At 33.3% G+C, this 12,238-nt stretch carries 7 protein-coding genes; all 7 read right to left on the bottom strand.

Annotation, left to right across the window (positions count from 1 at the left end; translation table 11 throughout):
- Positions 1 to 67 precede the first annotated feature (67 nt).
- The 7 genes from FGM02_RS10215 to FGM02_RS10185 all read right to left on the bottom strand — a co-directional run bounded on the left by FGM02_RS10215 (position 68) and on the right by FGM02_RS10185 (position 11,968).
- On the bottom strand, positions 68 to 1,426 hold the full coding sequence (locus tag FGM02_RS10215; protein WP_166461162.1) for a 3-keto-disaccharide hydrolase: 1,359 nt from the start codon (positions 1,424 to 1,426) through the stop codon (positions 68 to 70).
- A gap of 516 nt (positions 1,427 to 1,942) precedes the next feature.
- Positions 1,943 to 2,305 carry a hypothetical protein gene (locus FGM02_RS10210; RefSeq protein ID WP_139958282.1) on the bottom strand — a complete coding sequence of 121 codons (363 nt, stop codon included), beginning with the start codon at positions 2,303 to 2,305 and terminating at the stop codon, positions 1,943 to 1,945.
- A gap of 64 nt (positions 2,306 to 2,369) precedes the next feature.
- Positions 2,370 to 3,101: a fibronectin type III domain-containing protein gene (locus FGM02_RS10205; protein WP_139958281.1), complete on the bottom strand. Its 732-nt coding sequence runs from the start codon at positions 3,099 to 3,101 to the stop codon at positions 2,370 to 2,372.
- A complete protein-coding gene (locus FGM02_RS10200) occupies positions 3,101 to 6,061 on the bottom strand; it encodes a T9SS type A sorting domain-containing protein (protein ID WP_139958280.1) in 2,961 nt (986 codons plus the stop codon). The genes FGM02_RS10205 and FGM02_RS10200 overlap by 1 nt, the downstream gene beginning before the upstream one ends.
- 70 nt (positions 6,062 to 6,131) lie before the next feature.
- Entirely contained in the window at positions 6,132 to 8,561 is a 2,430-nt protein-coding gene (locus tag FGM02_RS10195; protein ID WP_208021504.1) for a right-handed parallel beta-helix repeat-containing protein, read from the bottom strand.
- 33 nt (positions 8,562 to 8,594) lie between these two features.
- Positions 8,595 to 10,061, bottom strand: a complete 1,467-nt coding sequence (locus tag FGM02_RS10190) for a sulfatase (RefSeq protein ID WP_139958279.1) — start codon at positions 10,059 to 10,061, stop codon at positions 8,595 to 8,597.
- A gap of 311 nt (positions 10,062 to 10,372) precedes the next feature.
- Positions 10,373 to 11,968 (bottom strand): sulfatase family protein, encoded by a 1,596-nt coding sequence (locus FGM02_RS10185; protein ID WP_139958278.1) that lies wholly within the window; start codon positions 11,966 to 11,968, stop codon positions 10,373 to 10,375.
- Between the last annotated feature and the right edge of the window lie 270 nt (positions 11,969 to 12,238).

Below are 12,238 nucleotides of genomic sequence, written 5' to 3'. Positions count from 1 at the left end.
ACCCCTAAAATTTTAATTTTCCTATAAGACATATTCTTGAATTTAATCATTAAATTAAGTTTTTATATTACCAAATAATGGAATAAGTGAATGATTTCTCGTGCTTTTCAAGAGATAAAAGCATCTCTTTTCCTGTTGCTGTTTTTCTAATAATCGGATTAGAATTTTTATTCAATTGTACATAATAAATACCGTTTACACGGTATAAGTTTTTACGCACAAGCTCTAATTCTTTTGCAGAAACTACCCTACAATACAAATTAGCAGGAGGATTTTCTATTTTCAAATTTCTTTTTAAGGATCTTCCACCGTATTCTAACTCTATTTTATCACTTACATTAACATCTTTTAACTTATATTTAAAAGTAGGAGTTCCATTTTTATCGAGTAAATAACTCCTATCTTCCATATCCTCAAAATTAACTTCTTCCGACCATCTTGATTCCATATTTGATAAACTAGCAAGTGAAGGCCCTTTAAAGAATGGGATCACACTTCCCAAAGGTTGCGCTAATTGTGCTATACCTCGACGATGCCACATATCTGTCACATCCATAAAACGACCTCTCCAAACTTGCAACAAAGCACCTTGAGAAACATCATAAGAATAATGAACACCTTCCGTTGTACCCATGGAGACAACGTAGTTTAACTTTTCTCCTTTATAATCAAGAAAACTTCTCAATAAGTAGGGTTTGCTATCCGGTTTTATTACAACCAACTCCTTATTAATAGTATTTTTTGGTACTTTAAACTTACTATGGCTGTATTTTATATTACGAATTGCAAGCTTACCATGATCTCCTTGAATCATTAAGGGACCCGTTGCCATTTCATCATAAAACATTGCAGCTCTTGTTGGCCCTGAAACTTCGACTTGCTGCTGAATTAAAATACCATTAAGGTAAACTTCTTCAAAACGAGCATTGGCTATTTTTTTCCCATCGGAATTAAAACGAGGAGCGCGAAAACGAATACGAAGCTGTTGCCACAATCCAGGAGCACGCGTCGCATTTTCTATGGGAGCTACTCCTTCAAAACCTTTTACTTCCGCCTTTGTATTCCAACGTTGATAAACTCCTCCACAATCCGCAAAAGTAGGATCTACTTTTCGCCAACTATCTAACAACTGGATCTCATATCTTCCTTGTAAATAAACACCTGAATTTGATCCTTTATCCATCATAAATTCTAGTTCCAAATAAATATCACCAAATTCTTTTTTAGTGACTAGATGAGACCGATGCTTTTTAGTTAAATTATTTACAAGAACGCCACTACCTTTATCTAGTTTATTTATATCCCAAGGCTTAGAGAAATCTGAAATAAAGTTTGAAGTAATCTGCCAGTTTCTTCCTGGGTCATCAAAAAAACCCATATTATCCAAAGGAACATAACTGTAGCTTTCTTCTTGAGCTACAGACATCTTAAAGCTAACTAAACAGAAGAAAAAAAGCTTAATTCGGTATGTTTTTAAATATCTCATTTATCAATTATTTTTAATTTAAATTCTATTTTTTAATGTGATTAAAATCATAATATATTCTTGTTTTTATTAAAAAATAAAAACAACTTGGTTTTGGATATCTACCATTTACTAATTGAGCATTGTATCGCCCACCTTTGTCGTTTTTAACATAATTGTAAACATTGCTTCGGTATGTTTCTTTATTAGGAACAGTTACTCTAAAAGAATCTTTCTTTAACCCTATTTTATCAAAAGGAATTGTTTTAACACCTTCAATTAGACAAACATATAAAGGTTCATCTTTTATCGAAATACCATTCTCCCGGCTCTTCTAATTCTGCTAAAACATAAAAAAGTCTAACACAACTCGGAACACTTTCAATTTTTGCCACAATACCATAACGGGTGTAGTGAAATAATTGAACTGTCTCGTCAACTATTTTACCTACAGATTCATCTTGAAAACACCAATCATTATGAAAAATAGCCTTGCGCACGAATATCTCCTGTTCGTATAAATCCACTTAAAACTTTAGGCGACAAATCTTCTTTGAAAATAAATTTACCACCGATAGGATTTTCTACCGAATAGGGCATAGATTTTTCTCCTGGTTTTAACCAACGTGTTGTGGGGCCTTCCTTAACAATTTTATCAATATGATTATAGCTACGATTTGGCCATTGAGCCAATAGATTTACAGTATAAATATTGCTATACGCTTCATTAAAATGAGGTTTATCATTTAATTGTGCTATATTTTTTTGAGCTGATATATTTACAGTCCCAAGTAAGAAGAGTAACATCCCACCGAGAAAAACATTTGTAAATAATTTCATCTTTTTTCTATTTATAATTAGTTTTAAAACTTTGAAGTGAACATAAAAAACTTCTAACTCTGTTTTAATCTGTAGTAAAACTCCAGACCTCTCCTTTTGAAACGCCTCCTTTTCCATCTTTGGCTACCACTTTCCAATAATAAGTAGTGCCTGAAGCCAAACCATTAACTAGGAATGTTTTGGAACTGTGATTTGTTGCGATTGCTGTAGTTGGACTGTTTGTTACATCCATATAAATATCAAAACTTAAGGCGTCTCCATCTACATCTGTTGCTCCCCAAATCAACTCTAAGCCATCAGATTCTACTGTCGCTGACAAGGATGGTAAAACTAAACTTGGTGAAAACGGTAAGTGATTCTCAACCCCATAACCTTCTGTATAAAACTGATAAACAGTTGAAAAATCACTTGATTTATTTTTGCTATCTGTCGATTTTACGCGCCAATAATAAGCCTGTGACCGGTCTAACAAAACTGTTTTACTAAGACTGGTTAAATTGGTAAATAAATGCGTAATTTGAGTGAATTCCATATTTTTTGAAACCTCTAACGCATACTTAACAGCATCTCCTTCTGGATCTGTTGAAGCAGCCCAATCAAATACTAAATTATTATCAATACATAATTTATTATTGGTCGGATCACTTAATACTGGAATAGAAGGAGCTTTGTTCGCTTCTACTCCACCTCCTCCTCCATTACCTGGGTCTGGATCTACAATGGGGTCATCTCCTTCACCACTACATGAAAGTAATAGTCCTATACATACAATTGAAAATATTATATATTTTTTCATTATTTTTTGATGATTTTTAATGTTTTAAACTCTTCTTTTAAATTAATTGTCGCAAAGTAAACGCCATTTGGCTGTGACTGGATATCTAACTGAATACGGCCTTCATCTACACTATACATTTTTGACGACACTTGTTTTCCGTAAACATTATAAACAGAAACATAAACTTCTGTTAAAGATGTTCCCATGGCGATTTCAAATTGCCCTTGAGAAGGATTTGGAAAAACATCGAAAAAATCTGAAACTATTTGAGAAAGTCCTCCTTCACAAACCACACTTGTTTTCACCTCCACTAAATCTCCTTGATTGGCAGAAACTTCAAAATTTGAAGAGTGCGTTTGCATGACCTGTTCTCCATTTACCAATACCTCATATGGGGCAGTTCCCTTAGAAATAGCTACCTCTACAACTCCTCTTTTGCTTGAGGTTTTTCCCGCTACCACACCGCCAGCATCAACAACCAAACTAAAACATTGTTCCTTGCTAGTAGCTGTATTTGTAATACACAAATCAAAAGCTCCTGGTGCTAAATTAGCAATGGCCCATTCATTAGTAAAAGTGATCGCACTGCCTCCATTCAAAACAGCTTCATAATTCCCTTGGTTTTTAGCAGAAATTTGTATCTGTCCGTTTGACTTATCTATACAGGTTTCGCTAATTGCTGTTATTGTAAAACTATCATCACCTGTTTCTTCAATTACCCCCATACAAGGTGTAAGTTTGAAAATCATTTCTCCTGAATTGTAATACAATCTTTCGTTAATCGTTTTATAGTCATAAGAAGCACTGCTATCATGAGAAGGCTGACCGCTAAATCGTTCTTTTACTTTTTGGCGATATGTATCTTTACTAGGCACTGCACAACGGTAATTATCAATATACAACCCTATATTTCCAAAAGGAATTTTTGGGGCATAAGACGGACGAGGCTCTCTAAATTTAAAATTTAATACGCTAGGATTTTCAAATATTGATAAATCGATATTTTGATTTCCATTTTTTGTTTCTACAGAGCCTCCTAAAATATTTGTATGATTCCCGTAAAACATGTTGTCATCGTAGTGAGATGCATAGGGTCTAAAATTCTTATTGGCTTTGTATGCCATTATCATTTCTTTAAACTTAGGGTATCTCTGCAACCAAAAATCTTCAATCTTATCTGTCCAGTTATCTGCTGTAACCGTAGTTTCCCAACCAGAAGTTCCAATAGCTTTAAGCATTCTTCCAATATAGTTTTCTTTAGCATTAGACAAAGGATCTGTAGCTAAATAATTAAATGCTTTAGTATAGTGTGATGAATTACTATTTCCATTTCGGATACCTCTGTAACATTCTAAGATGACATTCCGAACAATATCATGTCCTCCGCCTTTATTCATTTTTAAAGATTCCCAACCACCTTTATAAACAACGTTTTCAGAAACCTCTTCTCCTGCATCAAAATCATCAGAAAAAAAAGCGGCTCTTCCTAATAATTTAGGCACACTCATAATATGATGTACAAAGTTATGACGTATTACATTTCCGAAAGACCACATGTCAGCCCCAGTATAGAAAACACCTCCATCACCTTCTTCAATACCTACATTAAAAGCTTCATTAAGTTCTATAACATGATCTACCCCAGAGTGATTAACTGGTTGTCCATTTATATTATGAAATAAATTATTTTTAAAAATATTACCTGCTCCATTTATAGCACCAACACCTCCGTAATAGTCTTTTGAATATACCTGTGTAAAATGACAATTCTCTACACTATTATTCCCATGTTCAATAGCTGTAGAAGTTACCTTACCTCCATACAATCTATTACCTGGCATATCATAAAAATCACAGCTCAAAACTTTACTATCTCTCACGTCGTAATAAATATTAAATCCTGTTAAAGGTTGTGCTATATACCTAAATGTAACTCCAGCAATCAAAACATTTTTACTAAACCCCTTAACATTTATGGCTCCTTGACCATTAACTCCTTTTCCAACATTTTGGATAGTCATTTTTTTAATTTGAATATTCTGCCCATCATTTATTTCAAAACACTGAGGTCCCGCCCAAACTCCAACACTTGAATCTTTAGTTATTTCAGATCTTGGCCATAAATATAAACGAGAGTCTGTTGGATCATAAAACCACTCTCCAGGTTCATCTAATTCACATAAAAGATTATAAAAAAACAAACGATTAACATGGGCACCTCCTTCTAGCATTCCATATTTAGCACCATCACGTAGTCTAATACTACCAGATGTACTTACAGAGCTTACTTCGTGTTCTTCTCTTAACCAATCTGCAGAGATATAGCCTTTTATTTTCATTTTTTTTAATCTACCTATTTCGGCATTCCATTTGGGTGCATCCATAGTTTCATAAAGCTTAAACTCTGCCCCTTTAGGAGCTTCATTTGTTCCTTCGGTTGCTTTGACTTCCCCTGTAATAGTACTACGATTTATGGTAGCAAAACCTATATTAGGAAATCTAGCCAACGTTGCCATTTTATCATTTACAGAAATTTGAGCAGTAGATGTATTTAAAAGGGATTTCAAATCATTATCAGTAATTATTTTTGAGTACACTTTACCTTGTGCATTGTTATGTAATTTTGCTAATAAAACATCGTCAGTAACAAGTTCAAATCCCTCAGGATTAATAAATTTACTCCCATCAAAAATCACCCTTTCATCATTATACCCTGTAAAAGTAACACCTGAGTCTTGAGCATCCAACACACAAGTACTATCAAAATTATAACGCCCACCACGTATATATATCGTTTTAGCTCCTGTTGTTCGCGCTTTATCCCTTGCCCCTATGAGGGTTGCCAAAGGCTTTTCTTTAGACCCATCGTTACTATCACTTCCTGTAGTTGAAACATATAATTCTTGTGCTTTTATGTTTATTCCTAAACAGAATAAGCACAACAAAAATAGATGTATACCTAATGTATTTTTTTTCATACTTTTTATTTTAAGATTAATTCCCTCTGATATTTAATAAGACAAAAGGGAGGTTTAGTTTATATTCACACTATTTTAAATAACTTGGTTTAGGATATCTTGCATTAACAACCTTGGCATTATAACGTCCAGAAACTTCATTTTCAAAACGTTTATAGATAGCTTTTCTATCAGCAACTTTATCAAAAGAACTTACACGGAAATCATTTTCAATAAGTCCTATTTCATCAAATGGAATAGATTTAAAACCTTCCATAGGTTTAAAATTACTGTTGAAATTAAAATCTAAAGACTTAACATCTTTAAAATCATTTAATGTGATAGACTCTGACAACCTAAAACTCCCTTCTTTGGGAAGATCACTGAACTCTCCCACGGCTTTACTTTCCATACCTTCAACAGTACCTGAGCCTCCATGTATATGAAATTCTTCTCTTACTTTATAGGTGTAATTAAGGTTTACATTACAGAAGGTTTGTGAGAATGGGTTAGTATCCATAGTCAATTTCATTTCTGGAAATTCATCAATCCAGGGGCTTTCTTCCCAACCTTTCTTTCCTAATAATTTTTCAGTAATATAAATGTAATCGCCTTTGTCACCATGCGGAAGTTCTTTTCCGAACTTTGCTAAGTCTTTCCATTGTTCACTAATTGCATCAGGTGTACTTGTTTTTTTTAAAGTCCACCACATTACCGAGCAATCTAAAGTAATATTATTCTGAAAATCGTTTAAGGCTCCATCAAACTGTACACTCCCTCTACCTGAACGATAAAATACATTTCCATAAACTTTCATCCCTTGCCCATTATCATCATTACGAAATGCCATTACAGGATGTCCTCCTGGTTCAAATAAATGATGTACAAAATTATAACGGATCACATTATTCATAGTGTACCATTGCGCTCCACAATAAGCCACGTTAAAGTCACCCATTTCATAACCAATATTATAAAATTCATTATACTCCATTAACAAATTTACGGTAGTATAACTCACTGCCCCATTCATACTATGTAATAGATTGTTTGCAAAATAAATACCTACACCAGACAAACCTACAACACCATAACCGCGTAAACGACAATTTCTAATCACATTATTAGTGGCAAAATTGTAACAGTTTTCTAAATTTTTAAAATCCCCACCAGAAATACTAAAAGCATTGTACAAGTCATAAAAATCACATCCTGAAACACCATTATATTTTCCGTTATTTATTCGAACGCCCATTCTGTTTCCATTTCGAAAAACACAACTCGCTAATAAATTATACTGACCATCATTTATACTAACGGCTAAATCGTCTGTATTTTCAAATATTAAATCACGAAAGGTCAAGTAGGATGTATTTTCTAACTTTATCAATTCACTTCCTGTATTATCGCCTTCTTTTGCTTGTTTTCCTATAACTGTTAATGATGATTTTCCTGGCATAAAAGTATCAATAGGCCAAATATATAAACGCTGCTCCTTTTTATCGAAATACCATTCCCCCGGTTCATCTAACTCTGCCAAAACATTAAAAAGTCTAACACGACGAGGTAATTCTTTAATTTTATCTAAAATGCCATATCTAGTGTGATGTAATAATTGAACAGTGCCATCATTTATTTTTCCAACAGGTTCATCTTGAAAATACCAATCATTATGAAAATAGCCTTGAGCCTGCATATCACCTGTTCGCTCAAATTCTTTTTGAATTAAAGGAGATAAGGTTTCTTTAAAAATAAATTTTCCTCCTGTTGGATTTTCTCTAGAATAAGGCATTGCCTTTTCACCTGGTTTTAACAGACGTGTTGTAGGTCCACTTTCAATAATCTCTCCTATTTGATTGTATCCTCTATTGGGCCACTGTGCCAATTGCAACATAAAACCATCCATAGAGATTTGACCATAAAGACCATCACCTTGAAAATAACCTTCAATATCAGGGTTTGTTGAAAGATCTACACTAATAACATGGCCTTTTGCTTTTGGGTTTAATCGATCCAAAAGCACTTTATCTTCTACTTTATTAAATCCATTAGTATCGATACTTAAACCTCCTGATAAAACAACTTTGTTTGAAGCAACCCCTTTATACACTATTGGCGCTATCTCTGTTCCAGAATCTTCTTTACTGAAAAAAATAGTTTTATCAATTTGATAAACCCCTTCCTCCAGAATTACGTGTACACCACCTTTAGGTAATCCTTTTTCAGATTGTAAGATTCTAATACTATTTCTAGCAGCCTCAATCGTTCTAAACGGTCTGTTTTTTGTTCCTTTATTCGTATCACGACCGTCAATAGAGACATATATTTTCTTAGCCGGTTTTAGTACAGGTGCAAATTGATTGGTAATATATTTAGCATTGTATTCTTTTAAAGAATGTGCAAATTGCTTAGGAGCAACTCCCTGCTTTTGTGCATTTAACCGACAAACAAACACAAAGGTTAACAGCAATACTCTTAATAAAAACCTATTTGAATTCATAAAATTTGTATTGATAATCATTTATTGATTTTATTTTTGACCAACTGAGTTTATTTACTGCGCAGCTCCGTAAAATTTTTCCATATCATAGACAGGGGCGTCAACTTCTTTTTCCCAATTCCTCATAGACTTATATAATTTTTTAACCTTCTTAGGGTATTTACTTGCTAAATTTGTAGTCTCAGAAGGATCTTTCTTTAAATTATACAATTCAAAATGTCCTGAATAATTATCTGGCATTTGAAAAAACTGCATCAGTTTCCAATCTCCACTAATCACTGTTTCCACACATCTATTTCTATCTGCTACCGGATATTTTAAATGGATTAAAGAAATATATTTCAACCAATGCAGATCTCTCTTTTTTAATTTCTTATGAGGGTTCTTTAGTAAACTTGTAAAATCTAAACCATCAACATGTTTGTTGTGATTTGCATCTCCCTTAACACCTGCTATTTCTAATAAAGTTGGATAGTAATCAAAACCAATTATTCGCTCTTTACAAACACTTCCTTTTTTAGTAACCCCAGGCCACTTCACCAATAAAGGCACTCGAATCCCCCCTTCATAAGAAGAGCCTTTTCCTGCTCGCAATGGGTAGTTATCTGTGATACCATGCGTAATTTCACCTCCATTATCGCTTGTAAAAATAACAACGGTATTTTTATCGAAGCCATGCTCTTTTAACGCTTTTAACACATTACCTACCGCATCATCTAAATGTTCTACTAGTCCAGCATATACGGCATTATTTTGGCGGGTATTCTTATTTATTAGTGCCTTATATTTTTTAACTTTTTCTTTATTCGCTGCTAAAGGTGTGTGTACAGCATAAAACGAAAGATTCAAGAAAAAAGGTTTTTTATTTGATTGTTTAGAAATAAACTTAACAGCCTCTTCCCCAAGCGCATCTGTTAAATGATCTCCTGGTTTACGATCTTCTAAATCTGGAATTTTAGACATCTCTTTTTGCCACTCTTTATCTGATTCATATGGATAAAAGTAATTTCCAGGGCAGCAAAAATCATTCGAAGCAACATCTTCATCAAACCCACGAGTATGAGGATTATTATCTCCTTTACTAATATGCCACTTCCCTATATGACCTGTATAATACCCATCATTTTGAAGCGCCTGTCCTATAGTAACTTCTGACCAAGGCAAAGAATTATCACCAGAAGCGACTCCTCCTAATTTACCATGACTTACAGCTCCAATCCGCGCAGGGTACTTACCCGTCATTAACGAAAGTCTACTTGGCAAACATGTAGGGTGCGACGAATATGCATTGTCAAAATAAACACTCTCTTTCCTTAACTTATCTAAATTCGGAGTTAGATGAGAATCACTACCTGTAAAACCTAAATCCGCAAAACCTAAATCATCTGCAAATATGAATACGATATTCGGTTTTTCTGAACTTTGTGCTCGATTTACAATTGACACAAAGAAGCATAACATGAACAAAAAAACATGAATACTTTTAATCTCCTTATTTAGGAGTACTATTTTTTTTACCATCTGAATAATATTTTTTTGTTAAAATTACTTTATTTGTTCTTTTAGGACTACCAATACAATAATCATATTAGGGGTATAAATTGTTCGAACCCTTTATAAAACAAGGAAGAACAAGAAAAATGAATTGAATTGCAGCTATTTTCCGTAAAAGAGCTACTTTTCATTTCTTATCATAAAAAAAATCAATACACGAAATGTCCGATTATCTAAAATAGAAATTTACGGGTCACATCACTCTTCATAAAAGAATAAATAAATCGAAATAATTCATTCACAACAATTCATAGTATTACTAATAAACGCACAAAATATTAATCATTCCAATGCGTTTCAATAATATTTTGAAGAAATGGGTATTTAGCATCTTCTTCATTTAATTCCCGTCTTTCAACTTTTAATTGCGCTTTCATTTTTAAAATGATGTCTTGATATTTTGGGTTTTTATAGACATTAACCATTTCATTAGGATCATTTTTGAGGTCATAAAATTCCCAAGCAGCAGGTGTGGGTAGTACTTTATTTGAATGGGCTTCATCATTCCAATACATGGTTAGTGAACCTTCTTTTTTCAAGTCGTGGTACCTTCCATAATAAAAAATTAATTTATAGTCTTTGCTTCGTAAACCAAAATGAGCAGGAATATCATGGTGCACCATATGCATCCAATAACGGTAATAGGTATAGTCACGCCAATGTTTGTCCTTTCCTTTTTTCAGAATTTTCTTCATGCTTTTTCCTTGCATATAACTTGGCACTTTACCACCAACCAAGTCTATAATTGTAGGTGCAAAATCTGTGTTATTTATTAATGCATCAGACCGAGAACCCGCTTTTACTTTTTTAGGATAATGAACTATAAATGGCATATGTATAGATTCTTCATACATCCATCGTTTATCTTCCATATCATGTTCACCAAGCATCATACCTTGGTCAGAAGTATATATAATAATGGTATTTTCCCATAAACCTTTATTCTTCAAATAGTCAAAAAATCTGCCCAAGTTATCATCGACTCCTTTAACACAGCGTAAATAACGTTTTAAATACTCTTGATAAGCCGCACTTGTAGCTTCCTTTTCTGTGGGTCTATCACCTGTTTTATAAACATCTACATAGTTTCTATTGCGATGTCTTGCTGAAATTGAAGATCCAATATTATGAAGCATGCTATCTTTTTCACCTCGTGTTGCTACTGACCCCCAATTAGGCTGATTGTACAAACTTTCAGGCTCTGGAATATGTGTATCTTCTAAATAGTCAGCATATTTAGGATTGAACTGAAACATATCATGAGGTGCCTTAAAATGATACATTAAGAAAAACGGTTTTTCCGTTTCGTTTCTTTTCTCAAACCAATCGATCACGTTGTTTGTAACTACATCTGTAACATGTCCTTTATATTTTACCAAATTTGTTGGCCAATCTCCTTTTCCCTTTTCTCTAAACTCAGGATCAAAATATTTCCCTTGTCCAGGTAAAACCTTATAATAATCAAAAGCTACTGGTTCATTATGTAAATGCCACTTCCCGATTATAGCTGTTTCATATCCCATTTTTTTCATTTCCTTCGGTAAATATTGCTTGTCAACATCTAAGTCTCCCCATAAATCTAAGACACCATTTGTTTGGCTATATTGTCCTGTTAAAATAGAAGCTCTACTAGGAGTACAAATAGAATTTGTGACAAAACAGTTTTCAAAAACCATTCCTTCATGAGCAAATTTATCAATAGTAGGTGTTGGATTTAAACCTGCCAATCGTCCGCCATAAAGACCTGTAGCATGTGCTGCATGGTCATCAGTCATTATATAAATAACATTTGGTTTTTTATGTTTTTTTTGAGCTTCGCAGAAAGTCATGCAAAACAAAGTAATCATTAGTATGGTAAAAAAATGTGTTTTCATTGTAGCTTATTGTGTGAGAAATACTATTTAAAATTTCAAAGAAATTTCATTTGTTTTAAAACGAAGGGATAGAAAAAACATCAATTAGAAACTGAAGTCGTAGCAAACTAGTTGTCCGTTTAAAAAGAGAAAACAGGCAATAGATTAGCGTAAAATAAAAGTACAACCTACCTATCAAATCAAACTGTAATAGAAGTTGAAGTTTGATCAATTTTTCAATTAACTGTTTCTTGTTTTCTTAATTCAAATTGACCTAGATAAAATATTTTA

The organism is Flavicella sediminum, from assembly GCF_006381105.1.
Taxonomy (GTDB): Bacteria; Bacteroidota; Bacteroidia; order Flavobacteriales; family Flavobacteriaceae; genus Flavicella; species Flavicella sediminum.
This window is presented reverse-complemented; position numbering and strand designations above follow the sequence as displayed.